Source organism: Nocardioides agariphilus, assembly GCF_015352445.1.
Lineage (GTDB): Bacteria > Actinomycetota > Actinomycetes > Propionibacteriales > Nocardioidaceae > Nocardioides > Nocardioides agariphilus.
The window spans coordinates 140,219-166,703 of the sequence record NZ_JADKPO010000007.1 but is presented as its reverse complement, the minus strand read 5'-3'; the positions used below and the strand labels follow the sequence as shown (position 1 = coordinate 166,703).

At 70.0% G+C, this 26,485-nt stretch carries 18 protein-coding genes and 1 tRNA gene; 12 read left to right on the top strand and 7 right to left on the bottom strand.

What is annotated here, in order from left to right; all coding sequences use genetic code 11:
• The first annotated feature begins 156 nt into the window (after positions 1 to 156).
• The 3 genes from ISU10_RS07345 (at position 157) to ISU10_RS07335 (ending at position 3,929) form a co-directional block, all read left to right on the top strand.
• Positions 157 to 2,076: a sensor histidine kinase gene (locus tag ISU10_RS07345; RefSeq protein WP_194695716.1), complete on the top strand. Its 1,920-nt coding sequence runs from the start codon at positions 157 to 159 to the stop codon at positions 2,074 to 2,076.
• Positions 2,052 to 2,753 (top strand): response regulator, encoded by a 702-nt coding sequence (locus ISU10_RS07340; protein ID WP_370864913.1) that lies wholly within the window; start codon positions 2,052 to 2,054, stop codon positions 2,751 to 2,753. Before ISU10_RS07345 ends, ISU10_RS07340 begins: the two co-directional genes overlap by 25 nt.
• Before the next feature lie 96 nt (positions 2,754 to 2,849).
• Positions 2,850 to 3,929, top strand: a complete 1,080-nt coding sequence (locus ISU10_RS07335; protein ID WP_194695715.1) for a glycosyltransferase — start codon at positions 2,850 to 2,852, stop codon at positions 3,927 to 3,929.
• Here ISU10_RS07335 and ISU10_RS24070 read toward each other — a convergent pair.
• The gene (locus ISU10_RS24070) at positions 3,881 to 5,092 is read right to left on the bottom strand and encodes an O-antigen ligase family protein (RefSeq protein ID WP_194695714.1); all 1,212 of its coding nucleotides are present in this window, start codon (positions 5,090 to 5,092) and stop codon (positions 3,881 to 3,883) included. The genes ISU10_RS07335 and ISU10_RS24070 overlap by 49 nt on opposite strands.
• Positions 5,093 to 5,112: 20 nt before the next feature.
• Between ISU10_RS24070 and ISU10_RS07325 the strand changes: the two genes are divergently transcribed.
• On the top strand, positions 5,113 to 6,573 hold the full coding sequence (locus ISU10_RS07325) for an oligosaccharide flippase family protein (RefSeq protein WP_194695713.1): 1,461 nt from the start codon (positions 5,113 to 5,115) through the stop codon (positions 6,571 to 6,573).
• 6 nt (positions 6,574 to 6,579) lie between these two features.
• On the opposite strand, the gene ISU10_RS07320 is transcribed toward ISU10_RS07325, so the two are convergent.
• Positions 6,580 to 7,443 carry a glycosyltransferase family 2 protein gene (locus ISU10_RS07320; RefSeq protein WP_194695712.1) on the bottom strand — a complete coding sequence of 288 codons (864 nt, stop codon included), beginning with the start codon at positions 7,441 to 7,443 and terminating at the stop codon, positions 6,580 to 6,582.
• Positions 7,440 to 8,132, bottom strand: a complete 693-nt coding sequence (locus ISU10_RS07315; RefSeq protein WP_194695711.1) for a sugar transferase — start codon at positions 8,130 to 8,132, stop codon at positions 7,440 to 7,442. Before ISU10_RS07315 ends, ISU10_RS07320 begins: the two co-directional genes overlap by 4 nt.
• A 37-nt stretch (positions 8,133 to 8,169) precedes the next feature.
• Here ISU10_RS07315 and ISU10_RS07310 point away from each other — a divergent pair, with 37 nt between their 5' ends.
• Complete coding sequence (locus ISU10_RS07310; RefSeq protein ID WP_194695710.1) at positions 8,170 to 9,237, top strand: glycosyltransferase; 1,068 nt, start codon at positions 8,170 to 8,172, stop codon at positions 9,235 to 9,237.
• A 125-nt stretch (positions 9,238 to 9,362) separates the two neighbouring features.
• On the opposite strand, the gene ISU10_RS07305 is transcribed toward ISU10_RS07310, so the two are convergent.
• Together ISU10_RS07305 and ISU10_RS07300 are read right to left on the bottom strand one after the other, a co-directional pair.
• Positions 9,363 to 9,434 (bottom strand) — tRNA-Arg (locus ISU10_RS07305).
• Between the two features lie 58 nt (positions 9,435 to 9,492).
• Positions 9,493 to 11,157 (bottom strand): Ig-like domain-containing domain, encoded by a 1,665-nt coding sequence (locus tag ISU10_RS07300; RefSeq protein WP_194695709.1) that lies wholly within the window; start codon positions 11,155 to 11,157, stop codon positions 9,493 to 9,495.
• 156 nt (positions 11,158 to 11,313) lie between these two features.
• Between ISU10_RS07300 and ISU10_RS22935 the strand changes: the two genes are divergently transcribed.
• The 6 genes from ISU10_RS22935 to rho all read left to right on the top strand — a co-directional run bounded on the left by ISU10_RS22935 (position 11,314) and on the right by rho (position 20,362).
• On the top strand, positions 11,314 to 13,260 hold the full coding sequence (locus ISU10_RS22935) for an arginine--tRNA ligase (RefSeq protein WP_370864911.1): 1,947 nt from the start codon (positions 11,314 to 11,316) through the stop codon (positions 13,258 to 13,260).
• Positions 13,257 to 14,933, top strand: coding sequence for a diaminopimelate decarboxylase (gene lysA, locus ISU10_RS22930; RefSeq protein WP_370864910.1), 1,677 nt, complete (start codon positions 13,257 to 13,259; stop codon positions 14,931 to 14,933). Before ISU10_RS22935 ends, lysA begins: the two co-directional genes overlap by 4 nt.
• A complete protein-coding gene (locus ISU10_RS07275; protein ID WP_194695708.1) occupies positions 14,930 to 16,270 on the top strand; it encodes a homoserine dehydrogenase in 1,341 nt (446 codons plus the stop codon). The genes lysA and ISU10_RS07275 overlap by 4 nt, the downstream gene beginning before the upstream one ends.
• The gene (thrC, locus tag ISU10_RS07270; protein WP_194695707.1) at positions 16,267 to 17,352 is read left to right on the top strand and encodes a threonine synthase; all 1,086 of its coding nucleotides are present in this window, start codon (positions 16,267 to 16,269) and stop codon (positions 17,350 to 17,352) included. The genes ISU10_RS07275 and thrC overlap by 4 nt, the downstream gene beginning before the upstream one ends.
• 7 nt (positions 17,353 to 17,359) lie before the next feature.
• Entirely contained in the window at positions 17,360 to 18,271 is a 912-nt protein-coding gene (gene thrB / locus ISU10_RS07265; protein ID WP_194695706.1) for a homoserine kinase, read from the top strand.
• A gap of 339 nt (positions 18,272 to 18,610) precedes the next feature.
• Positions 18,611 to 20,362 (top strand): transcription termination factor Rho, encoded by a 1,752-nt coding sequence (gene rho, locus ISU10_RS07260; protein ID WP_194695742.1) that lies wholly within the window; start codon positions 18,611 to 18,613, stop codon positions 20,360 to 20,362.
• Between the two features lie 4 nt (positions 20,363 to 20,366).
• Here rho and ISU10_RS07255 read toward each other — a convergent pair whose 3' ends face one another.
• Positions 20,367 to 20,834: a cupin domain-containing protein gene (locus ISU10_RS07255; RefSeq protein WP_194695705.1), complete on the bottom strand. Its 468-nt coding sequence runs from the start codon at positions 20,832 to 20,834 to the stop codon at positions 20,367 to 20,369.
• A 212-nt stretch (positions 20,835 to 21,046) separates the two neighbouring features.
• Here ISU10_RS07255 and rpmE point away from each other — a divergent pair, with 212 nt between their 5' ends.
• A complete protein-coding gene (rpmE, locus tag ISU10_RS07250; protein ID WP_194695704.1) occupies positions 21,047 to 21,289 on the top strand; it encodes a 50S ribosomal protein L31 in 243 nt (80 codons plus the stop codon).
• 221 nt (positions 21,290 to 21,510) lie between these two features.
• On the opposite strand, the gene ISU10_RS07245 is transcribed toward rpmE, so the two are convergent.
• Positions 21,511 to 26,478 (bottom strand): PxKF domain-containing protein, encoded by a 4,968-nt coding sequence (locus ISU10_RS07245; protein ID WP_194695703.1) that lies wholly within the window; start codon positions 26,476 to 26,478, stop codon positions 21,511 to 21,513.
• Positions 26,479 to 26,485 lie beyond the last annotated feature (7 nt).

The following is a 26,485-nucleotide window of genomic DNA, read 5'->3' as shown; positions in this document are numbered from 1 at the left end:
GAACGATCCGGCGAGTCACCGCCCAACGGGCAGGGTCGGGTTCCCGGCTGGTCGAGGAGATCCCCGGGTCGGTCGGGAAGATTTCCCGGGACGGCCCACGGGTGCCCGGCGGTATCTTCAGCCCAGATCTTCGGCACAGGCTGCAGGAGGTGTCCGATGCGCAGCAGGTTGCTCGCCGGTGCCCTGGGCGTCGCCGCTGTGCTCGCCGCTGTCGGCGCGATCACCTGCGTCTGGGCCGTCGGCTGGAGCTTCAACGACGCGTTCGAGGCGTTCGTCGTCAGCAACATCCTGATCGGCGTCAGCTTCGGGCTCTGTGGGGTGCTGATCGCGTGGCACCGGCCGTCGTCGCCGCTCGGGTGGATGTACGCCGTCGGCGGCGCCTGCCAGGCGGCCTCGGCGCTGGCCGCGCCACTGACCGAGCTGCTCGACGAGCGAGGTGTCGCGGAGTGGATGGTGCGGCTCGCCGCCACGGTCTTCCAGTGGGGTTGGCCGGTCAACATCGCCATGATCCCGATCTCGCTGCTGCTCCTGCCTGATGGCCGTCTCGCATCGTCGCGGTGGCGACCCCTCGCGATTGTCATCGCTGGCACCGCGCCGCTGTTCGTGCTCGAGGTCGGACTGGGCCCGGGGCACCCTGCCGGCCTGCCCCCGGCCTACCTCACCCTGAGCGAGGTCAGTTACGACTCCTTGACCTGGCTGTGGACCGTGAGCGAGATCCGGTGGGTCTTGTCGGTCCTGATCGGGTTGGTGTGCCTCGGGGTGAGGTATCGCGCGGGCTCGGAGACCGTGCGCCGACAGCTGCTCTGGCTGGTGGCTGCCGCCGCCGTGATCGTCGTCGCCGTCACGCCATGGGCGCTGGTCGCCGGCACTCCGATCATCGTGCTGTTCACCATCCCGCTGCTGCCGGCGGCGATCGCCGCAGCGGTGCTGCGTCACCAGCTGCTCGACATCCGGCTGGTGGTCGCCCGGGGTCTCACCTACGCGCTGCTCTCCGGTCTCGTGCTCGCGGCGTACGCCGGCCTGGTCGTCGTACTCTCCGGCGTCGCCTCCGCACTGCTGGTCGCCCTGCTCGCGCTGCCGTTGCGCTCGCGGCTGCAGACCGCCGTCGACCAGCTGCTGTACGGCGAGCGCGGCGACCCCTTGAAGGTCGCGTCCCGCGTCGGCCGTTCGCTCGGCGCCGGGCTCCCCGAGACGCTCGACGAGATCAGGCTGGCGCTGCGACTGCCGTACGTCGGGGTCGTGGTCGACGGCGAGCCGCTCGCAGCTGGTGGCGTGCTGGACGGGCCTTCGGCCGAGCTGCCGTTGGACTCCGCCACGCTGGTCGTGGGGCTGCGTCGTGGTGAGCGTCGTCTCGATGCTGCGGACAAGCGGCTGCTCGGCTTGCTGTCGGGTCCGCTCTCGACTGCCGTGCACGCCACCCTCCTGCTCTCGCAGTTGCAGGTCTCGCGTGAACGGCTGGTGGTCGCCCGCGAGGAGGAGCGTCGCCGACTCCGGCGGGAGCTGCACGACAGCCTCGGTCCCCTGCTCACCGGGGTGGCGCTGTCGGCCGACACTGCCGCCAACCTCGCTGCTGGCGCACCCGACGCCGGGCTGCAGGAGAGGCTGTCCGCGGTGCGAAACGACACCAGGTCGGCGATCCAGGAGGTGCGCCGGATCGTCGACGGCCTCGGCTCCCCCGCCCTCGACTCGCTCGGGCTCGTGGAGGCGCTGCGCATCCGCGCCGACCTGGTCAACCGGCGGTCCGACGGCGCCTCACTCCGCACCATCGTCGAGGCGGACGAGCTGGCGCCGCTGCCGCCTGCGGTCGAGCAGGCCGTCTACCGGATCGCCACCGAGGCCCTCACCAACGTCGTGCGTCACTCCCGTGCGACCTCCGTCGTCGTACGACTCGGTGCCGACGAGGCCGGACTGCACTGCGATGTACTCGACGACGGCGGCCACACACCCGCCTGGTGTCCCGGCGTCGGGATCGCCGGCATGCGGGAGCGGGTCGCCGAGCTGGGCGGCAGCTGCGAGGTCGGGTCAGGTCCCCGCGGAGGGGAGGTGCGGGTGTGTCTGCCGATGGCGCTGGGGTGAAGCCTGACGCGATCCGCGTTCTTGTTGCCGATGACCACCCGGTCGTCCGTTCGGGTCTGGTGGGAGTCCTGACCTCGCTCGAGGGCTTCGACGTCGTCGGTGTGGCCGCCGATGGTCGTGAGGCTGTGCGCGAGGCCGTGCTGCACCACCCGCACGTCGCCCTGATGGACCTCCAGATGCCAGGCGTCGACGGATTCGCGGCCATCCGCGAGCTGACCCGGGTCGCGCCGTCGGTGCGCGTCTGCGTGCTGACGATGTACGACGACGACGACTCGCTCTTCGCCGCGATGCGGGCCGGCGCGCGTGGGTACCTGCTCAAGGGCGCCGAGCAAGATGAGATCGCCCGCGCCGTACGTGCGATCGCGGCGGGCGAGGTCATCTTCGGGCCTGGGATCGCCGTACGGGTGCTGAGCCAGCTGAACTCACCTGCGGCTGAGCCCGCCGGTGAGCGCTTTCCTCAGCTCACGGCGCGGGAGCTGGAGATCCTCGACCTCCTGGCTGCGGGGACACCGACGGCGACGATTGCGGCTCGCCTCGACGTCACGGCGAAGACCGTCAGCAACCACGTCTCGAACATCCTGACCAAGCTGCAGGTCACCGACCGCACCCAAGCCGCGTTGCTGGCCCGCAAGGCTGGGCTGGGCGAAACGGGATCCGACCGCGCACGTGAGAACTGACGAGCCCAGGGAACGGCGACGCCCTCGATCCGGCTGCTCCACGCCGGGCCCGATGCGTCATTGCGCGGCCGCGCGTGTACGACATACTCGTGGCGCATGCTGATCATGCAGGTCGTGGAGGCATCGGCCAGCGGCACGCTGGAGATCGTCCGGGCCATCAGCCAAGGAGCGCGAGCGGCTGGTCACGAAGTCATCGTCGGCTACGGCAGGCGACCGGAGACCCCCGCGGACCCGGCCGCCTTCTTCGGTGACGGCCCGGAGCTCGTGGCGCTCCCGTGGACCGACCGGCGCCTTGCCGCGCAGCTGCATACCGGCCAGGCGCTTCGGCGACTCGTGAGCGCTCGACGCCCCGACGTGGTGCACCTGCACTCCAGCTTCGCCGGTGCCATGGGAGCGCTGGCAGTGGGCCGCGGGACGCCCACTGTCTACACGCCGCACGGCTACTCCTTCCTGCGCACCGACGTGGGCACCGTACGTCGCTACCTGTTCCGCGGCGCCGAGTGGCTGATCGCGCGGCGAGTGGACATCGTGGCCACGGTGTCCGCCGCCGAGGCAGCGGTGGCACGACACGCGCTCCGCGCGCCGCGGGTGGCCACGGTGGCGAACGGGATCGGGGAGCTCGACGAGTTGCCGAGTGCGGGGGTGAGCGGCGCGGCCCGGGTCGTCGCCATGGGCCGTGTCGGACCAGCCCTGGCGCCGGTTGCGACGACGTCGATCCTCGTCGCGCTCCAGGACCTCGCCACGGTGGAGTGGATCGGGGGCGGGCCCGCGGTGAGCGAGGCGCCGGTGCGGGACGCGGGGATCCCGATCACGGGCTGGCTCGGTCGCGACGACGCGCTCGCCCGGCTACAGATCGCGACTGTCCTGGTGCGCTGGTCAGCCTGGGACGCCGCCCCGGTCGCGCTTCTCGAAGCGATGGCCCACGACGTCGTGGCGATCGGGTCCGACATCCCGGCGAACCGAGAGCTGCTCGGGGCTCACGCGGTCTTCCGCACCCCGTCCGAGGCCATCGCCCGGATCCGTACGCTCCTCCAGGACCCCACGGCGCTCCGCGAGGCGATCGCCGCGCAACGCCGCCGCCGGCGGAAGTTCGGGGCCTCCCGCATGGTCGAGGACTGGCTCCGGCTCTATGAATCCGTGGCCACGGGCAAGGCCTCCTCGGCTGAGGTGTCGTGATCGCGAACCAGCGCACCCGCCCAGACCAACCCGGCGATGATCCACAGGTGCCGCCAATGGAGAGTGTCGACGACGAGGCTGTTCACCAGAAGGCCGCACCAGATGGCCAGCAGTGCCCGCGAGCTCAGCCCGAACGGGTCATGCCCGGCTCTCAGTGCTCGCAGGGCCAGCAGGAGCGTGACTCCGAGCAATGCCAGGAGCACGAGCAGTCCCACGACGCCTTCCTCAGCGAGGGCTCGGACGTAGATGCTGTGGGCCGACACCGGCGAGAGCACCTCGAACTGGCCCGGTCCCACACCCACCGGATGATGGCTGGCGAGCTCCACGCCGAACCGCTGAGCGCCGAAGCGCTCGCTGTCGTAGGAGTGGCTCCCGACCCGTTCGGCGAGGAAGGAGGCGGAGCCGGTCGCCGCGACGGCGACCGCAGCCACCGCCACCACTCCCGTGGCGATCCCGACCGCCACCAGCGTCCGGCGCTGGCCCGCACCGCCGAAGGCGTGGGTCGCCACGACCACGACGACCGCCACGGCCAGGTTGACCCAAGCGCCTCGGGAGTACGAGTACAGGATCCCGATCGCCAGCACCATCAGGGCCAGCATCTTGATCGACACGTGCCAGCGAAGCAGCGAAGGCTCCAGGATCTCGACGAGCAGCAGCACCGCCGCGACGACGAGGAACGGCCCGAAGACGTTGGCGTCCTGGAACAGTGCGTTGGCCCGCATCCCGAAGCTGTCGGTCAGGTGGATCGACCCGGGGAAGTGCACCAGCACGGCCACCGTCCCGGCGGCGGCGGCGACGACCGCGCCGGCGATGTAGCACGAGACCACCGTGCGCGCCCGCGAGGTCCGGTCGACATAGCCGCTCAGCCACACTCCCAGCACCATCAGGTAGCCGGTGACGGCGACGTAGCCCATCGCCCTCGAGAGGTCGGGGGCCACCAGGCACGCCGCCAGGTTCACGACGGCGAAGGCGGCCACAAGCACCAGCACCACGCGTGGCGCCGACCGCAGTCCGAGTCGACCGGTCAGCAGCGACACCAGGATCAGCGCTGCGAAGAGGACGTCGACCGGCGCCGGTTCGACCTCGACGACCCCGACGATCACCATCGCGACCCCGACCGCGACGTCGTAGGGCGCTCCGCTGAGAGCGCGGCGTACGGTCACCTCCCGAGGGTAGAGGAGCCTTGAGCCAGCCTGCAGCCGACGGCCCCACGGCCCCTCAACGCGTCGCTCGCAATGTGATCGTGCGGGCCGGTGGGGAGGTCATCGCCAAGGCGGCGTCCTTCGTCTTCTTCGTGAGTCTCGCTCGTGAGGTGGGCACTGCCGACTTCGGCGCCTTCATGTTCGCCCTGGGTCTGACCGGCGTCCTCGCCCTCGTCGCGGGGTTCGGCACCGATGCGCTCGTGGCGCGCGAGGTCGCCGACGACACCGCGGCAGCCGGGCCCCTCCTGGCGGACGTCGGCTCGATGAAGGCGCTGGTCGCGGTCTGCCTCCTTGTCGTGGCCGTGGGCGTCGTGGGACTGGGCGACTTCTCGCACAGCACGACGGTGACGGTCGCCATCGTCGGCCTCGGCGCGACCATCGAGGTGATCGCCAAGTCGTGGGACGCCGTCCTGCTGGGTCACGAAAGACTCGACCTGGTCTCGATGACCACCATCGTCCAGCGGATGACCACCACGTTGGCGTGGCTTGCCGTCGTCGTGGTCGGCCCGAGCTTGTTGGCCGCGTCGCTGTGCTTCCTCGGCGGTGCCTTGGCGGGGCTCGCCGCTGACGAGTGGGCGGTGCGCCGGGTCGTCGGACGGCGTCCGCGGCCCGACCCGACCCGATGGTGGAAGTTGGCCAAGGCCGGCGTGCCCTTCGGGATCGCCAGCGTCCTGTTCCTCCTCCTTCTCAGGCTCGACGTCGTGCTGCTGTCGTTCCTCTCGGGGGAATCCCAGGTCGGCTACTACGCCGCGGCCTACCGCCTCGCGGAGAGCGGCCAGTTCATCGCCTGGGCGATCGGGGCCGCGACCCTGCCGTGGCTCGTGCGGCGTGCCTCGGACGGCGTCGCCCGAGGGTGCGAGATCGCCCTCAAGGCCTCGAACCTGGTCCTGGCACCGATCAGCGCCGTGCTGGGGCTGTTCGCCGTACCCGCCGTACAGCTCCTTTACGGGGACGAGTTCAGACCCTCGGTGCTCCCCCTCCAGCTGATCGCGGCCACCGCCGCGTGCTACGGGGTGCAGTCCGTCGCCGCGACGGTCTTGGTGGCACGCAACCAACCCTGGCACTTCACCCGCCTCGTCGGCCTGGTCGCGGCGGGCAACGTCGCCGCGAACCTGGTGCTGATTCCCAGGTACGGCGCAAACGGTGCTGCTGGCGTGGCGCTGGCGTCGAGCGCAGCCCTCGCGATCGCCTCCTTCCTGGCGTTGCGTCGACGGTTCGGCCACGTCGGAATCTGGCGCTGCAGCTCCGGTGCGCTAGCGGGCATCGCAGCCATGGCGGCGGTGCGGGCCTGCCCATGGCCCGACGGCGCAGAGCTCGTGCTGGGTGTCGTCGCGTACGTGGCCACGGTGGGGGTGGTCGAGTGGGTGGCCTTCCCCGACGACGTGCGCTTCTTCCGTCGGAGCCTGCCGTCCGCATGGATCTGGCGCGGCTCCTGGCGATGACTGCCGTCAGGCGCGCGACGCCCCCGTCCACCATCCGAGCCGGTCGGCCCACGGCTTCAGCCTCTCCTCCATGGGCCACCGTGCCCGTGCGCCGTAGACCAGGGGGAACAGCAACTTCTTGTGCGGCGGCAGATCGGAACGACGGCGGTGCTCGCGGATCTGCTCGAACAGGTACGGGTGGTCTGCGCGCATCGCCCGGTACAGCGCGGCATGCCTCGTCTTCGCCGTCGCGTTGAGGCGCGGCCCGTGCAACCGACGCCGATAGCCGATCCGACCGGCGCCCAGGTGCACGATGCGCTCACGCTGCTGGGCGAGATCCATCCATAGGTTCCAGTCCTCGTAGCCCGTCAACGTCGTGCTGGTGCGTTCCCACCCGTGCAGCGCGTCGAGGGTCGAGCGGCGGAAGAGGGCGCTGACGGGGTACTCGTTGGTGTAGGCCACGCGGTAGGGGTCGAGGGCCGTTGGGACCGCACGCACCAGGGTGTGCTTGCCGAACTCGAGGATGTCGCCCACACAGGCCGCCGCCCCCGGGTCGGCGTCCAGGCGGTCGGCCATCTCGGCGAGGACACCGGGCTCAGCGAGGTCGTCGGCGTCGAGGGGGAAGACGTACGGTGTCGTGCATCGGGCCAGGCCCAGGGTGCGGGCCCGGCCCGGCCCGCCGTTGGCCTCCAAGCTCACGACGGTGGCCTCACCGTCGCGAAGCCCGTCGAGCACCGACAGCGTTCGTGGGTCTGACGAGGCGTCGTCGATGACCACGACGTCGACGGGCTCGGACTCGCGGATCGAGGCGACCGCCTCCGCCAGGTGCTCACCGTCGTCGTAGCAGGGGATCAGGACGCTGATGCGCGCCGCTCGCGCCGGGGACGTCACTGCGCGTCGAGGGCCGGCAGGGCCGGGGCCTCTGGCCTGCGCTCTCCTCGGACGACCGCCGGCAGGGTCTGCGCCAAGATCCAGAGGTCCGTCCGCAGCGACCAGTGAGCGACGTACCGGGCGTCGAGCTTCGCGCGTTCGGGATAGACCATCCGGCCCCGGCCTGTCACCTGCCAGACCCCAGTCATCCCGGGGCGGGTCGCTGCGTAGGCCCAGCGCCACGGACCGTATTCCGCGATCTCCGGCAGGACCACCGGCCGCGGTCCGACGAGACTCATCTGGCCGCTCAAGACATTGACCAGCTGCGGGAGCTCGTCCAACGAGGTGCGGCGCAACCACCTGCCCAGCGGCGTGGTGCGGGTCTCCGCGCCCGCGGGCACCTTGTAGCCGGCCAGCACGTAGTGGGCGGCCGCATCGGTGTCGGCGACGAGCCTTGCCTCGGCGTCCACCACCATCGTGCGGAACTTCAGGATCGAGAAGGGGACACAGTCGCGTCCCAACCGGGTCTGGCGAAACAGCACCGGACCGGGGGAGGTGGCCTTGACCGCAACGGCGATGAGGGCCAGGAGCGGCGCGAGGAGGAACAACAGGAGTGTCGCGAGGACCACGTCGAGACCACGCTTGACCATCCGAGCCAGTCGCACGCCGGGGGTCGCGGAGCGGGCGACGTGCAGCTCGAACAGGGGCACCTGCGCATCGTAGGGTCAAACGCCTAGGGTCGTCTCGGTGAGATCTCCCCCCTCCTCTGCTCCGCCCTCCGAGGTCCATCTCGTGGAGCTGGACGGTCGTGGCGGCGTCTTCCAGCACGCCCTGGCTCTCGCCGATGCGCTGCACCTCTCCGGCACCCGAGTGGTGCTGCACACCGCGACGGACGCCGAGCTCGAACCCCTGGGACAGGTCACGGTCTGCCGTTGCATGGACTGGCTCCGGGACGCCGGGCCCGGGCGGCGGGTGCGCGTCGGTGTTCGCTTCCTCGCCGTCACGCTTCCTCACCTGCTGCGGGGTCCCGGGGTGCTCCACGTGCAAGGGCCATTCCGGTCGAGCCTGTCGGTCGTGGCCCTCGCTGCGGCGAGGATGCGTGGACGGCGGGTGGTCTTCACCCCGCACAACACCTTCTCCCGAAGCGGAAGTGCCCTGGACGCGCGCCTGATGCGGGTGTGCTGGCGACTGGCGCACGTCAATGTCGTCTTCTCGCGGGCCGACGCGGCGGTGGTGGGCCGGGTCACCACCATGCCGGTGATCTCGCCTCTCGTCCTTCCCCAACCGCCGTCCGATGTGCTCGCGCAGGACGGCTGGCGAGCTCGTTGGGGTCCCGGACCCGTCGTGCTCTTCGCGGGACACATCCGGCCGGACAAGCAGCTCGACCTGCTGATCGCGGCCAGCCAGCTGTGGCAGCGCGCAGCGCGGCTGGCCATCGTGGGGTCGGACAACGGCGACGCGCAGCGCTGTCAGCGCCTGGCGGAGCGGCTGGGTGTCGATGCCTCGTGGACGGTCGGATACCTCGACCTCGCCGAGTTCGCGGCCGCCGTCGCAGCCGCCGACCTGATCGTGTGTCCGTACCGCACGGCTAGCCAGAGTGGCGTCCTGGCCCTGGCGGCCCAGCTCGGTACTCCCACGCTGGCGACCGACATCGGTGGCCTGTCCGAGCTCGCCACCCGCACCGTCGCGCGCGACGCCGACCCGATGGCGGTCGCCATGGCGGTCGACGAGCTCCTCGCCTCGCCACGGCCGCGCGCGGCGCCGGCTCCCTCCCTTGCCCTGGTGGCGGCACACCGGCGCGCCTACGCCTTCTAGAGCTCATCCGAGAGCTCACCATCGACCTGACCCGCGACTACCAACCCCACGGCCCGAAATGACAACAGCTGAACCTGCGATCCGTAGGTCCAGCTGCCGCGTGTCTCTTGAGAGATCACACAAGGCGCCCCCGGTAGGATTCGAACCTACGCTCCCGCCTCCGGAGGGCGGTGCTCTATCCCCTGAGCTACGGGGGCTCAGGTGCGGACACGACCATACCGGCGGGTCGAGTGGTGTCGGAAACCGGCAGAACGCTCAGGCAGTCTGGAACGTGTAGCGCAACGGCTGGGCGCCCTGCTTCTTCGGCTGCTGGTCCCAGCGGTTGCCCGCAGGATCTTTCACCCCGCGGACCGTCACGACGTACGTCGCATGAGAGGCGAGTGCGCGACGAGGCGTCAGGACGATGGTCGCCGAGGTCGCGACGTACTTCACCGTGGCGGTGACCCGGCCACTCACGCCCTGCTTGGTGAGGAAGACGGTCGTGCCGTTGACCGTGGCGGCGGCGAGCTTCTCGCTGGCCCGGATCTTGATGCTGGTGCCTCGTGGGACCTTCGTGGCGTTCGCTGCCGGCGTCAGCTTCCTGGCCAACGGGGCCTTGGTGTCGAGCGCGATGGTGTCGCTGACCACGATCGACTGGTTGCCGTCGGCGTCCTTGAACTGCGCGTACACGCGTTTGGTCCCGTCGAGGACCGACAGCGTCCAGGTCGCAGTGGCGGCGTACGGCTGGTAGTCCGTGAAGGCCAGTCCGTCGTTGCTGAACCGCATCTGGGTGACGCCGCTGGAGGGGGACGGGTCGGACGCGCTGAGGTTCAGCACCACTGAACGCTTGTTGGTCCGGGTGGCCCCGCCGGCGATCGAGACGGTGCCGGTCGGGGCGGTGGGGTCGGCCCAGGACAGGTCGAGCGACCAGCCGCCGTCGATCTTGGTGATGTCACCGGGGCCGTCGTCCACGGCGTAGAGCGTCCACACGCCGTTGGGGTTCGTCCCGTCGAACACCGACAGCGCGAAGCTGCCCGTCGAGGTCGGTGCCGGCGCGGGGTAGGGGTCAGGGAAGGTGCCGTAGTCCACCGGTTTGTAGGTCCCGGCGCCGAAGAAGCTGTTCTCCGGCAGCAAGGCGGATGCCTCGTCATCGAGAGTGATGTCCGCGTCCACGAGGTGCCCGGCGAAGCCGGCGTCACTGATCAGCGTTGCCTGCTGGCCTTGGGGTCCCACCAGCAGCACGTCGAGGTCGTTGGAGTAGGTGGAGTTGACGTCGTGCAGCGTGACGTTGACGTCGGTCACGGCGCCCAGGCCGCTGACGGAGATGGGGCTGGGGTAGTGAGTGGGCTCGAAGTCGAATACCAGAGCCCAGCCGTTCGCGATGGTGCCGCTGTTGAACGCCAAGTCGTCCATGATGTACAGGCTCCAGACACCCTTGGCGTCGGTCCCGTTGAAGACTGACAGCACGCTGCCGCCATCGGATTCCGGCGCCGGCGCCGGGAAGAAGTCGGGAAACTCGTAGTTGGTGGTCGCGTACGTGCCGTTGCTGACCGCTGTCGTCTCCGGCAGACCCTGTGCGGCGTCGTCGTCAAACGTCAGGGAGAGGTTGGAGGCCGCGGTCGTGCCACCGGCGTCGCTCATGAAGGTGGCCTGCTCACCACCCGGGCCGACCAGCATCATGTCGACGTCGCCGAGGCTCGGGTGGGTGAGACCGCGGATCTTGAGGTCGACGTCGGTGATGGTGACGTTGTCGGGGACCGTGATCATCGAGGGGTACGGCGAGGGCTTGTTCTGGTCGTAGATGTCGATGATCCCGCTGTTGGCGAACTCGTTGTCCTCGCCGCCGAGGTGCATCGCGGTGGTGGAGGCGAACGAGGACCGGGCAGCGTGGGCAGGGGCGACGGCTGCACTCAACCCACCCGCAGCCACGAGCAGGCTCATCAAGGCGATTAGCGCACCTTTGCCCCGCCCCGTGCGTCGCCACGCCATGGCGAGAAACCTAAGCACTTCACGGGCCCGGGTAAACCACTCCTGCCCGGCTGCCCGACCATCGAGCCGCCACCGGGGTCGGGTCACGTCCGCAGATAGCCTGGGGCGGTGACTCCGGAGCAGCTGTCAGACGCGTTCGTCGAGGCCTTGAGGGCGCTCGTCGAGCGACGCGAGCTGACGTTGCCGGACGGCGTGCCGGGCTCGGTGACGATCGAGCGGCCGCGGCAGGAGGGGCACGGGGACTACGCGTCCAACGTCGCTCTCCAGCTCGCCAAGAAGGCCGGCACAAACCCGCGAGCCTTTGCGGAGCTGATCGCCGAAGAGCTCGGGCAGGCGGATGGGATCGCCGCGATCGAGGTTGCGGGGCCGGGGTTCCTCAATGTCACTGTCGAGGCCTCGAGCCAAGGTCGGGTCGCGGCGGACATCGTGGCGGCCGGGCCGGCGTACGGGACGTCGAACGCTCTCGCCGGCGAGCGGATCAACGTCGAGTTCATCTCGGCGAACCCGACGGGGCCGCTACACCTGGGACACACGCGATGGGCGGCTGTCGGCGACGCGCTGGCTCGCGTGCTCGAGGCGGCCGGCGCGGTCGTCAGCCGGGAGTTCTACATCAACGACCGCGGGACGCAGATGGACCTGTTCGGCGACTCGATCCTGGCGCGGGCGCTGGGGGAGGAGCCGCCGGCGTACGGGTACCAGGGCGAGTACGTGCACGAGCTTGCTGCTCAGGTGGTCGCCGAGAACCCGGGGATTCTTGAGCTGCCTGACGATGAGCGGAGGCTCGCGTTCCGGGAGGAGGGGTACCGGATCCAGCTCGCCAACCAGCAGGCGGAGCTGGCGGAGTTCCACACGGTGTTCGACACGTGGTTCAGCGAGCGGGATCTGCACGGGGTGGTCCCGACAAGCTCGACCAGCGGAGCAGGTTCCTCAACCGGCGATCGCGATGGTTTCGAGACGGTTGCTAGCGCAACCTCCTCAACCATCGGAGCAGGTTCCTCAACCGGCGATCGCGATGGTTTCGAGACGGTTGCTAGCGCAACCTCCTCAACCATCGGAGCAGGTTTCTCAACCAGCGATCGCGATGGTTTCGAGACGGTTGCTAGCGCAACCTCCTCAACCAGCGGAGCAAGTTCCTCAACCAGCGATCGCGACTCCTCAACCAGCGATCTCTCGCCGAATGTTGCGGAGACGCTCGAGAAGCTGCGGGGGGAGGGGCATCTGTACGACGCCGACCGGGCGTTGTGGATGCGGACGACGGACTTCGGGGACGACAAGGACCGCGTGCTCATCAGGAGCAACGGGGAGCTGACGTACTTCGCGAGCGACACGGCGTACTACCTCGACAAGCGAGTGCGGGGCTTCGACCGGTGCATCTATCTGTTGGGTGCGGATCACCACGGGTACGTCGGGCGGTTGCGGGCGATGGCCGCGTGTGCAGGGGATGACCCGGACACCAACATCGAGGTGCTGATCGGGCAGCTGGTCAAGATCCTCGAGAACGGCCAGGAGCTCAAGCTCTCCAAGCGGGCGGGCAACATCGTGAGCCTGCGGGAGCTGATCGACCTGATCGGGGTGGATGCGCTGAGGTACACGCTGGCGCGGTATCCGGCCGACTCTCCTCTGACTCTCGACGCCGCCGAGATGACGCGGCAGGCGTCGGACAACCCGGTGTTCTACGTGCAGTATGCGCATGCGCGGGTCAGTTCGATTCTGCGGAATGCGGGGGACCTTGGTTTCGACACGGTTGCCAGCGCAACCTCCTCGACCAGCGAGCTCACACATCCGCGTGAAGGGGAGCTGCTGCGGGCGCTGGCGGAGTTTCCGCGAGTGGTCCAAGGAGCGGCGGTGTTGCGGGAGCCGCACCGGGTGGCGCGGTATCTCGAGGACACTGCGGCGGCGTACCACCGCTTCTACGACTCCTGCCGGGTGCTGCCGCAGGGGGACGAGGAGCCGAACGACCTGCACCGCGCCCGGCTCATGCTCGTCGACGCAACGCGCGTCGTGCTCGCCAACGGCCTTGCCCTGCTGGGCGTCAGCGCTCCGGAACGGATGTGACCACCCACGAGGCCGGGTGGGCCCATGCCGCCGGTGCGCTGAACTCGCCGTCGTGGCTGCGAGTGCCCGACGACGTCAACGGGCTGCACCCGTTGCTGTGGAGCGGTACGGCGCGACGTACGGATGACGGGGGAGTCGAGGTCGGTGGCGTTGACCTGCGGGACCTGACGGCGGAGCACATGACACCGGCGTACGTGCTGGATGAGGCGGACTTCCGGCAGCGGGCACGGGCGTTTCGCGGTGCTTTCAAGGACTACGACGTCTTCTACGCCGGCAAGGCGTTCTTGTGCGCGACGGTCGCGAGGTGGATCCAGCAGGAAGGGCTGAACCTCGACGTCTGCTCCTCTGGTGAGCTGACGGTCGCGTTGCGGGCGGGGTTCGAGCCGAGCCGGATCGGTTATCACGGCAACAACAAGACGTACCCCGAGCTCAGGCGCGCCGTGCATGCGGGGGTGGGGCGGATCATTGTGGATTCGTTCCAGGAGATCGAGCGGTTGAGCGAGATCGTCAGCGAACGGGGTTTCGAGACGGTTGCTAGCGCAACCTCCTCAACCGGCGAAGGCGCTAGCGCAACCTCCTCAACCGGCGAAGGCGCTAGCGCAACCTCCTCAACCGGCGAAGGCGCTAGCGCAACCTCCTCAACCAGCGAAGGCGCTAGCGCAACCTCCTCAACCAGCGAAGGCGCTAGCGCAACCTCCTCGACCAGCGAAGGCGCTAGGGCAACCTCCTCGACCATCGAAGGCGCTAGGGCAACCTCCTCAACCGGTGGACGTGTGAACGTCATGGTGCGGGTGACGGCGGGCGTCGAGGCGCACACGCACGAGTACATCGCGACGGCGCACGAGGACCAGAAGTTCGGGTTCTCGATCACCAACGGGGATGCGTGGGAGGCGGTCAAGCTCGTCCAACAAGCAGAGGGCCTCAACCTGCTCGGCCTGCACTCCCACATCGGCAGCCAGATCTTCGACAGCTCTGGCTTCGAGGTGGCGGCGAGGCGGGTCCTGGCGCTTCACAAGAGAGTCAGCGAGGAGCTCGGCGTCACGCTGCCCGAGATGGACCTAGGCGGTGGGTTCGGGATCGCGTACACCACGCAGGACGACCCGTCCGACCCCGCGCAGCTGGCGACCGAGATGTCCAAGATCGTCGAGCACGAGTGCCGCGCGCTCGGCATCCCCGAGCCGCGCCTGAGCATCGAACCTGGCCGCGCGATCGTGGGACCGAGCGTCTGCACGGTCTACACCGTCGGCACGGTCAAGCGGGTCGAGCTCGACGGGGGCGCGGTCCGCACGTACGTCAGCGTCGACGGCGGGATGAGCGACAACATCAGGACGGCGCTGTACGGCGCGGACTACTCCTGCACTCTCGCGAGCAGGCGCAGTGACGCACCGCCCGTGCTGACCCGCGTCGTCGGCAAGCACTGCGAGGCGGGCGACATCGTGGTGATGGACGAGTTCCTGCCCGCCGACGTCAGTCCGGGAGATCTGATCGCGGTGCCGGGCACCGGCGCCTACTGTCGCTCGATGGCCTCCAACTACAACCACGCGCTGCGTCCGCCGGTCATCGCCGTGCGCGACGGCGAGACCCGTGTGCTGCTGCGGCGCGAGACCGAGGATGATCTCCTCGCAACCGATCTGGGGCTGACGGATATGGGAATCGAAGAGGAGCAAACATGAAGGTGGCCGTGCTGGGCTGCGGGTCGGTGGGCTCGCAGGTCGTGCGACTCCTCCTCGAGCAGGCAGACGATCTCGAGGCCCGCGTGGGTGCGCGGATCGAGATCGCGGGCGTCGCCGTACGCCGCCTCAACGCGCCGCGCGAGATCGAGGTGCCCGACGGCCTGCTGACCACCGACTCCGCGGGCCTCGTCGCTCGCGACGACGTCGACCTCGTCATCGAGACGATCGGCGGCATCGAGCCCGCTCGCTCGCTGATCCTCCGTGCCTTCGAGCACGGCAAGTCCGTGGTCACCGCCAACAAGGCGCTGCTCGCCGAGGACGGGCCGACGCTCTTCGAGGCGGCCGACAAGGCCGAGCGAGACCTGTACTACGAGGCCGCCGTCGCCGGTGCCATCCCGATCCTGCGCCCGCTGCGCGAGAGCCTGGCCGGCGACCGCGTCACCCGCGTGCTCGGCATCGTCAACGGCACCACCAACTTCATCCTCGACAAGATGGACACTGCCGGCAGCGGCTTCAACGAGGCGCTCGACGAGGCGCAGGAGCTCGGGTACGCCGAGGCCGACCCGACTGCCGACGTCGAGGGTTTCGACGCGGCCGCCAAGATCGCGATCCTGGCGAGTCTGGCGTTCCACACGCGCGTCACCGCTGCCGACGTACACCGTGAGGGCATCACCGAGGTGACGGCCGCGGACGTGAAGTCCGCCCAGGAGATGGGCTCCGTGGTGAAGCTGCTCGGCATTGCGGAGCTGGTTCCCTCACCGGGTTTCGAGACGGTTGCCAGCGCAACCTCCTCAACCAGCGGGGGTGGCAGCGACCAGGGGGGTGTGTCCGTCCGCGTGCACCCGGCGATGATCCCGAGGTCGCACCCGCTGGCGTCGGTGCGCGAGGCGTTCAACGCGGTCTTCGTGGAGTCGGAGGCGGCGGGGCAGCTGATGTTCTACGGGCCGGGCGCCGGTGGATCGCCGACCGCGAGCGCAGTGCTCGGGGACCTGGTCACCGTCGCCCGCAACCGCCTGGCCGGCACGCGCGGAGCGGGGGAGTCGGCCTACGCCGATCGCCGGGTGCTGCCGATGGGGGAGACGGTCACTCGCTACCACGTGGCGATCGACGTCGACGACCGAGCTGGTGTGCTGGCGGCCGTCGCGACAGCGTTCGCCGACCACGGCGTCTCGATCCAGACCGTGCGTCAGGAGGGCCGCGGCGAGGATGCCCAACTCGTCGTGGTCAGCCACGCGGCGACCGACGCGCAGCTGTCGGCGACGGTCAAAGCGCTGCGGGAGATGGACATCGTGCGTGAGGTGACCTCGGTGATGCGCGTCGAAGGCGGCGACGAATGAGACCAGCGCCCCACCAGTGGCGGGGCGTGATCGAGGAGTACCGCGAGCTGCTCGACATCCCCGACGGCATCCCGGCGATCACGCTGCGCGAGGGCGGGACCCCGCTCGTACCCTCCGCCTGGCTGTCCGGACTCACCGGCGGCGACGTGTGGCTCAAGGTCGAGGGCGACAACCCGACCGGCTCGTTCAAGGACCGAGGCATGACGACCGCGATCTCGTGCGCGCTCGCCGAGGGTGCCGAGGCCGTGGTCTGCGCGAGCACCGGCAACACGAGCGCGTCGATGGCTGCCTACGCCGCGCGTGCCGGCCTCAAGCCGCTCGTGCTGGTGCCTGAGGGCAAGATCGCGGCCGGCAAGATGGCGCAGGCGTTGATGCACGGCGCACAGGTGATCATGGTGCGCGGCAACTTCGACGACTGTCTTCGGATGGCGCGCGAGATGGCCTGGCACTACCCGGTCGCCCTGGTGAACTCCGTCAACCCGGTCCGACTGGAAGGCCAGAAGACCGCGGCCTTCGAGATCGTCGACTTCCTCGGGGACGCCCCCGACTATCACCTGCTGCCGGTCGGCAACGCCGGCAACATCTCGGCGTACTGGCTCGGCTACAAGCAGTACAAGGCGATCGGGCGCGCGACGAGGACGCCGGTGATGCGCGGGTTCCAGGCCGAGGGTGCCTCGCCACTAGTGACGGGCGAGCCCTTCCCCGACCCCGAGACCAAAGCCACCGCGATCCGGATCGGCAACCCCGCCTCGTGGAAGCTCGCCGAGGAGGCGCGCGACGAGTCGGGCGGCCGGTTCGAGGCCGTGAGCGACGCGCAGATCCTCGACGCGCAGAGGGAGCTGGCCTCGCGCGACGGCGTCTTCGTCGAGCCCGCGTCGGCCGCCGGCATCGCCGGGCTGCTGATGGACATCGGCAACCGCGACTCCTACGTCGGCGCGACGGTCGTCGTGACCGTCACCGGCCACGGACTCAAGGACACTGCGACCGCACTGGAGGGCTTCGGGTCAGTTGTCGACGTCGTGGTCGACGCCGACGTCCAGGCGGCGGCCGAGGCCGCGGGTCTGGAGCGGAACTCCGAATGAGCCTCGCGTGAGCTTCGTCCGAGGCGAGGTGCGGGTCTCCGTGCCCGCCACGTCGGCCAACCTCGGGCCGGGGTACGACTCGCTCGGCCTCGCGCTCGGCCTGCGCGACGAGCTGACGGCGACGACCATCCACGACGGTCTCGAAGTCGTCGTCGAGGGCGAGGGAGCGGGCGCGCTTCCGCTCGACGAGTCCCACCTCGTGGTGCGGTCGATGTGGGCAGGTTTCGGCGCGATGGGCATCGCGCCACCGGGCATCAGGCTGCACTGCCGCAACGTCATCCCGCACGCGCGCGGCCTCGGATCCTCCTCGGCCGCGATCGTCGGCGGGCTGGGACTCGCCCGCGCCCTGGTGTCCGACGGCCCGTCGCGGTTGTCCGACGGGGACCTTGTCCAGCTGGCCGCCGACCTCGAGGGGCACCCCGACAACGTCGCCCCCGCGGCCCTCGGCGGCTTCACGATCTCGGGACGCGAGGGGATGAGCTGGTACGCCGTGTCGGCCCCCGTCGACCCGCGCATCCGCGCGGTGGCGTTCGTGCCGCCGTACTCGCTCTCGACCGAGCTCGCCCGCAGCCTGCTGCCCGCCTCGGTGCCGCACGCGGATGCGGCGGCCGATGCCGGACGTACGGCGCTGCTCGTCGCGGCGCTCGGCGGTGCGCCCGAGCACTTGCTGACGGCCACGCGTGACTACCTGCACCAGGACTACCGCCGACCCGCCATGCCCGAGTCGCTCGCCCTGGTCGATGCACTGCGGGCCGACGGTGTGCCGGCGGTCGTCTCGGGGGCGGGGCCCACAGTGCTGGCGTTCCTGGCGGACGGTGTGCCGGGCCTGCTCGCAGCCGCCGACCTGCGGGGCCGGTGCCCCGGCGGATGGGTGGCCCACGAGCTCGACGTGGACCGGTCCGGCGTACGCGTGGGTTGATCGCCGTCCGTGACGAAACGGTTGGTGTGAAGGCATTCCTATGGTGCTTTCCGTCACGGACGGCGGTGTTGCCGCGCGCCAGGAAACCCGGTGCTAGGGTTGGCGTCGCGTTCGGGAGTACCGGTCCTCCGTGACCAGGGCCCGACGCACTCTCAACTCTCTGATCGATTCTCTTGCGCGCCGAATCTCGGCGCGGCCGGACGGCGTCTGTCGGACGGCAGTGATACGTGGGAAGGACCTCACGTGACGGAAACCAACGAATCCACTGGTCTCGCGCCCGACGCCCCGGCTGACTCCTCAGCGGGCGGTTCGAAGAAGCGAAGCGGTGGACTCAGCACCATGCTCGTCGCCGACCTCAAGTCGATGGCGAGCGGCCTGGGCATCAGCGGTGCCGGCTCGATGACGAAGCCGCGGCTGATCCAGGCGATCAAGGACGCCCAAACGGGAGCCCGATCAAGTGACCAGTCCGGTGGCGCTCAGCGCACGGAAGCGGCCGAGCCGAAGCAGTCCGACGCGGGCCAGGCCCCGAAGTCGGAGAAGAAGAAGGACAAGAAGAACAAGCAGGGCAAGCAGCAGGTCGAGTCCCGCTCCCAGGGGTCCCGGTTCGAGGAGGTGCGGTCCGAGGAGTCCCATTCCGAGGAGGTCCGCCACGAGCAGCGCGAGGAGCGCCGCCACGAGCAGGACCACCACCGGCAGCAGAACCAGAACCAGGGCGCCCAGCAGCAGAGCCAGAACCAGCAGGCCCAGGCCGTCGCGGCGGCCGACGGTGAGAGCGGTAGCCGCCGCAACCGGCGCCGCCGGGGCCGCGACCGCGACCGTGTGGGTCAGCCGGGTCAGCCGGGCGGGCAGCCGACTGGTCAGCAGAGCCAGCAGGGTCAGGGCCAGCCGGGCCAGCAGGGCCAGCACGGTCAGCAGTCAGGTCACCAAGGTGGCCGCGGTCCGCGCAACGAGCCCGATACGACGATCCTCGACGACGACATCCTGGTGCCGGCGGCCGGCATTCTCGACGTACTGGACAACTACGCGTTCGTGCGGACCAGCGGATACCTCCCCGGCACCGAGGACGTCTACGTCTCGTTGTCGATGGTGCGCAAGTACGGTCTGCGTCGCGGCGACGCGATCGTCGGGCAGGTGCGCCAGCCCCGCGAGGGCGAGCGGCGCGAGAAGTTCAACCCGATGGTGCGCATCGACGCCGTCAACGGCGCCGACCCGGATGGGACCAAGCACCGGCCGGAGTTCGCGAAGCTGACTCCGCTGAACCCGACCGAGCGCCTCCGTCTGGAGACCGGGCCCGACAACCTGATCGGGCGGATCATCGACATCGCCTCGCCGATCGGCAAGGGCCAGCGCGGCCTGGTCGTCTCGCCGGCCAGCTCGGGCAAGACGACGCTGCTGCGGTCGGTCGCGGCCTCGATCACCCAGAACAACCCCGAGTGCCACCTCATGGTCGTGCTGCTCGACGAGCGGCCCGAGGAGGTCACCGACTTCGAGCGCTCGGTGAAGGGTGAGGTCATCGCCTCGACCTTCGACCGTCCGCCGGCCGACCACACCGCGATCGCGGAGCTCGCCATCGAGCGCGCCAAGCGGCTCGTCGAGCTCGGCCACGACGTGGTGGTGCTGCTCGACGGGCTGACCCGCCTGGGCCGCGCCTACAACCTCTCGATGCCGGTCGCGGGTCGCGTCCTGGCCGGAGGCGTCGACGCCGGTGCGCTCTACCCGCCCAAGAAGTTCTTCGGCGCGGCGCGCAACATCGAGAACGGCGGCTCGCTGACGATCTTGGCGACCGCCAGCATCGAGAGCGGCTCGGCGATGGACGAGGTGCTGTTCGAGGACTTCAGGGGTACGGCGAACCTCGAGATCCGGCTACGTCGCGAGCTCGCCGACCTGCGCCTGTTCCCGGCCATCGATGCCGTCCAGAGCGGCACCCGCTCCGAGGAGGAGCTGCTGGGTCCCGAGGAGCTCGAGATCGTCTGGAAGCTGCGCCGCCAGCTCTCAGGCCAGGAACCGGCAGCCGCGCTGGAGCAGCTGCTCGGCCGGCTGCGGAGCACGCAGACCAACATCGAGTTCCTGCGCCAGGTGCAGGCGGACTGACCCCCTAGAGATACGAATCGGGCACCGGCCCGACGATCTCCATGTGGTGGCGGGCCGCGATCTCGTCGAGGAGCTCGGGTGTCGTCGTACCTTCGGCCTCGGCGCTGGCGAGGTCCTGGAAGAAGCCGACCATGCCGGCCGGTGCGAACAGGTTGAGCTTCATGCCTGGCGTCGACGAGGTGACCTGGAAGGTGTGCGGCACCGCGCGAGGTACGTAGACGAAGCTGCCGGCCGGACACGGCTCTCGCCGGTCCTCGAGGATCATCAGGTACTCGCCCTCGAGGACGTAGAACGCCTCCGCGGCGTCATGGTGCTTGTGAAGGGGAGGCCCGAACCCGGGCGGCTCCTGCTGGGTGCGCAAGAGGCTGAACGCCCCGTCGGTCTGGGCGGCCTCGGCGAGCACGACAGCCTCGAAGTTGCCGAGGTCGAGCAGGTGGCCGCTGCCGGGAGGTACGACGTAAGCGTCGGACATGGTGGTCAGGGTTGCCCCGCCGGCCCGGCAGGTCAATGTCTTGCGGCGAGGTCCGCGGGCGTTGCGGCTTTGATGGGGGGCGAGCAGTCAGCGAGCACGGGAATCCCACGATTGGCCGCAGCGTTGGGGCGGGTGGCAAACTCTGCCTGTTCGGTTCCGGTTCACGTCCCCTCGTCGAGGGAGGCGACCCGGCGCCACTCGAAAGGACAACCATGAAGAAGGACATCCACCCGGACTACGTGCTGACTGATGTGACCTGCACCTGCGGGAACCAGTTCCAGACGTACAGCACCTCCAAGAACGGCGTGATCCACGCCGACGTGTGCTCCAACTGCCACCCGTTCTACACCGGCAAGCAGAAGATCCTCGACACCGGCGGCCGCGTGGCCCGCTTCGAGGCCCGCTACGCCAAGAAGACGGCCGAGCCCGCGAAGTCGCAGGGCTCCAAGCAGTAAGCGAGGCTCGCACCTCGACCCCGAAGACCCACAGCGGCCCCTCACCTCTCGCCAGGTGAGGGGCCGCCTTGGTGTCGAGGCCGTTGCTGCGCAACCTCCTCAACCAGCGACCACCCTCGGTGGTTGAGGAAGGCGCGCTGGCGCGTGTCTCGAAACCCGGTGGGCGACGCAGGGTCCCGATGGTTTCGAGACGGTTGCTGCGCAACCTCCTCAACCAGCGACTACCTGAGACGGAACTCCGCCCAGTGGCTGGTGCCATCGGCCAGCTCGACGACCAGCCGGCGGCACTGACCCGCCCAGTTCTTCTGGGTCTTCCAGACGTACTGGTAGGTGTCGGTGCCGACGTCGTAGGTCAGCGACGACGCACCTGGGTTGCTGGTCTCCTCCACCGTGTCGGTGTCACCGCCACCGCAGGTGACGGCGCCCGAGGCCGGTGAGCCGGCCGCGAAGATGTCCATCCCGCGGTAGCCGCCGAGCCCGAACTTCACCGGCACGGCCTGACCCGCCTTGACCACGTTGATGGCTGGGGCGTTGTCGACCGGCTGGAGGAACCCGCGCCACGGCCAGGCCGTGTCCGCCACCGTCACGGACCGCTGGACCTCGAACGACCCGCCGTCGCCGTCGGTGACGGTGACACGTGCGGTCCAGGTGCCGCGGCCGTAGCGGTGCGCGAGCACGCACGGTGACACCGCACCGGTCACGAGCCCGTCGGGAGTGCCGTCGCCCCACACCACCTTGCAGGTGTGCGTGTCGTCGGTGCCCGCGTCGGTGAAGGCCACCGACGCCCCGGCGCCGTCGACGTCCACCGCAACGGCTACCGGCGCCGCGTTGCCGACCGTGACGGTTGTCGTCGCGGTGGCCGTCAGGCCGCCGGCGTCGGTCGCGGTGAGCGTGGCGGCGTAGGCGCCGTTCTGCGTGCACCGCACCGAGGAGGCAGCCCCCGCACCAAGCACCGTGCACGGGCCCGAGACCGACCACTGCGCGGTGACGCCGGGAGCGTCGTCCTCGACCGTCCCCGAGAGCGCGATCGCAGCACCCTCCAGGCCGGACGGAGCCGTCCCCGCCGACACGACCGGAGCCTGGTTGTCGGGCTCGGCGTCGTCGTTGTCGGTCACGAACGACGGACCAACCTCGCCGAGGACGACCTTGCGCTCGTCGGACGCCACCAGCTGGCCCAGCTCCAGCTCGACCGCCTCCGGGGTCTCGACCTCGGTGTCGTCGGTCGTCGGCATCGAGACCACCGCTGACGGCTCGTCGGCGCTGAGCACCGCCGTACCGCTGGCAGGTCCGATCGTCCACGGCACCGAGACCTCGACGCCCGCCAGGGGCGTCGGGCTCACGGTGATCGCGAACTCCACGGGGGAGCCCTCGACCACCGTCGAGCCGGTGGCGTTGACCACGAGCACCTCGTCGTCGAGGATCCGCACGGTCCCAGCAGCGCCGATCTCGGCGTTGGTGGCGTCGCTGAGCTGCACCGCGAAGGTCTCGGTGGGCTCCTGCTCGGTGTCGCCGGTGACCGAGAGGTGTACGACGTCCTCGGTCTCGCCCGGCGCGAACCGGATGACCGCCGACGACTCCACGTAGTCCGACCCGGCCGAGGCCGAGCCGGCGAGGGTCGCGTACGTCGCCACGACCTCCTTGCCGCTCGGCTTCGAGAGGCGGAAGGTCACCGGGGTGTCGGTGAGGCTGGTGCCGCCCTCGTCGATCGTGCGGCTCTCCACGCTGACGGTGGGAGCGGCGTCGTCGTCGGCGACCGTGCCGATCGCCTGCGCGCGGTCGATCTGCAGACCGAGCCGCGCTCCGGTCAGCGACAGGACCACGGTCTCGTCGTCCTCGTCGATGGCGTCGTCCTTGACGTCGACGTCGACCTGCGCGCTGGTCTGCCCCGCAGGGATGACCACCGTGCCGGACGTCAGCTCGGCGTCGCTGGCGTCGGCTGTGCCGGCGCCCAGCGACCAGGTGATCGCCATGTCGTCGAGCAGGACGTGGTCGAGCGACACGGTGAACGCACCGCCGCCGCTCTCGGACAGGTCCGTGTCAGCGACCGATGCGCTGACCCAGGAGGCCGGGAGCTCCAGCTCGGGGTCGTCCTTCGGACGGGTGAGGGCGAAGCCGGTCCAGTTGCTGCCCGAGGTCTGCAGCACCGTACGTCCGGCCACGTCGAGCACGATCGGGCTCGTGATGAAGCCCGGCTTGCCCGTACCTCCCGCGCCGAAGGTGTTGCCACCCCACAGCACGAGCGAGCCGTCGGCCCGGATCACGCGAGGCGTCACCGAGTCGGTGTTGTCGACGTCGACCGCCGGGGGTCCGGCGGGCAGCGGTGCCAGGGTCGGCTCCTCCGCGACGCCGGCGTCGGCGCCGAAGATCGGCGCGAGGGCAGCGTTGGTGTTGCGGCCCCACAGGTAGACCGAGCCGTCCTCCTTCATCGCCATCGCAGCGTCACCGGTGATCGAGATGTCGACGACCTTGGAGCCCGGTCCGAATCCCGCCACCGGAAGCGGCTTCCACGGCGACTTGTCGGTGAAGTTCCAGTCACGACCGAGCTCCTCGTCGGTGCCACCGCACGACAGCACGGTGCCGTCCTTGCGGAGGAACAGCGTGACCGCCGGAGACGTGGAGATCTGCTTGATGTCGGTGAGCCCTGGGATGGTGCTGGGGAACGGCGTCGCGACGCCACTCGACGACCCCAGGCAGGAGACCGAGCCCCACGCCATCACCGTGCCGTCCTCCATCAGGGCGTAGTCCTCCGCGTGACCGGCCTCCACGGAGCGCACCCCGGTGAGCGCCGAGCCGCCGAGCGACGTACGCACGTAGTCCGGGTAGAGCCGCGACGTGGGAGTCGATCCGTCACCGAAGGTGCCAGCCGTCTGGTTGCCCCAGGTCAGCACCTTCCCGCCGGTCGTGGTCGCCGCGACGTGGTCGAGGCTGGCACTGATGCGGCGCACTCCGGTGAGCAGACCGACACCGCCGGGGCCGACCGGCTGGACCGGCCCGTAGCGGGTGACGGACTGGCCGTCGCCGATGGCGCCGCTGATGCCCCACGCCCGCACGCTGCCGTCGGCGAGCACCGCGTAGGCGTTGCCGAGCATGGCCTCGACCTGCACCACGTCGTTGTCGAGCGCGGTGGCGGTCGGGGTGACGTGGTCGCTGTTGGAGATCGTGCCGGTGCCGAGCGCGCCGTACGTCGCGTTGCCCCAGCCGTAGACCTTGCCCGTCAGACCGCCGGGAGGCGCGTCGGGGGAGGAGTCGTCGCAGTCGTCGTCGATGCCGTTGCCGAGGTACTCCGTGGCGCCGGGGTGGACGGCCGCGTCGGTCTCGTCGCAGTCGAGCAGCGACGACCAGCCGTCACCGTCGACATCGGGCTGGTGCACGTTGATGTCCCAGGCGAACGAGCTGGCGTGGCCGTCAGCGTCGGTCGCGGTCGCGACGACCTCGTGCACGCCCACACTCGTGGGCGCCGTCCAGGTGAGGCTGGCGCCGGTTCCGGCGGCCTGCCCGTCGATGCTCCACACCACCGCGGGGGTGCCGCCGTCGTCGGAGACGGCAACGTCGAACTTCCGCGACGTGCCGGTGACCATCGTCTGCAGGCGGTCGGTCGGGGTGCCGGAGACGACCGGGGCCGACCCGCGCGAGGTCACGCGGACCGACTTCCAGCCGTACGCCGTCTGGCCGGCGTCGTTCCTGACGCGCAGGCCGATGAGTGCGGTGCCCGGCTCGGTCAGCGTCACCGACGGCGAGGCGCCGGTGGCGTCGTCGAAGTCGCGGTCGCCGTCGAGGTCCCAGGCATAGGACACGGCGGCGGTCGACCCGGAGGCGTCCAGGCCGAAGCCCTCCCCCTCGACCACCGTGGCCGGGGCGTCGAACGACGCAACCGGCTGCTCGTCGGGCACGTTGTCCTGGGCCTCGAGCGAGGTCACGATCGCCTGCCAGGCCGAGCGGCCCTGGGCGAGTGCGCTGACGGTGTCTGCGTGGGTGCTGCGCTGGGCGGCGAGCGCGGCCCGGACGTCGCTGGCCAGGATGCGAGGCGTCGAGGTCGCGGCCAGATCGCTCTCGAACGCGGTGATCTCGGCATCGGACATGCCGTTGTCGCGCAAGGTGTGCTTCTCGCCGGGGGTCAGTCCCTCGCGGCGCACCCGGCCGAGGTAGTCGCGCGCGGCCTGCAGCCCCTCGTCGGCCTGCGAGGAGTAGAGCCCCTCGAGGTCCTGGAGTTGGGCAGAGGTGCCGTCGGCCTGGGCCGCCAGTGCGTCGTGCAGGTCTCGGACGGTGCGCGCGTGGACCAGCGCCCACTCGGCGTCGCCGGCCTGCTGGGCGCCCTTGTAGGCCTCGACGGCGTCGAGAAGTGCCTGGGTGAGGGCGACCTCGCCGGCCATCGCGTCGGCCCCGGCGGTGTTGTCGACCGCGGGCGCCGTGATGGCGTGCTTGAAGTCGGTGTTCGGCGGGTCCTCGTAGATCGCCAGGTAGTGCAGGCCCTGGTTGACCAGCAACTGGTCGAACTGCTTCTTGATCGGGCCGAAGTAGTTGGCGTACTTCATCGCGCACGCCCACGGGTTTCCGGCCTTGCAGCCGCCCTTGATGGCCTTCTCGACCTGCTTCCACACGGCGTTCATGACGGTGCGCGCGTTCTTCCACGACTCGTACTCGGCGTGCGAGGCGTTCTTCAACGACGCGAGGGCGCCATCGGCGGCGGGGAGCACGGCCGGCATGGTGACAGTGATCGCGCCCGGGAAGACGTTGTCGTCCTCGGGATCGAACCGGCCGTCTTGGCAGGTGTCGAAGACGACGTCGTAGGTGCCCTCGGCCAGCGTGCCGCCGGGCTGGGTCATCGCGATGATCTCGTCGTCGAAGACCGTGGCGTACTGCACCACGGTGTTGGGGCGGCCCCCCGTGACGTCGGTCAGCTCGCCACTCGCCGACCCGGGCGCCACGACGTACACGTTGCTGGTCGGGTAGACGAAGTCGTTGACGCCGTCCTCGGCGCAGCCGAACGTCTTGACCCGCAGGTCGCCCCAGATGCGGACGACCGCGTTGGCCCCGAAGGTGCCGTGCGTCTCACCGATCTTGCCGACCCAGAGCGCGTTCTCGTTGGCGGCCGCCGGTGACTGGACGGCCATCACCGCGCCTCCCGCAGCGGCCGTGGTCGCGAGCATCATCACGATGCCGCGACTGGCGCGCCCTCTCCACCTGGTCATGTGGTCC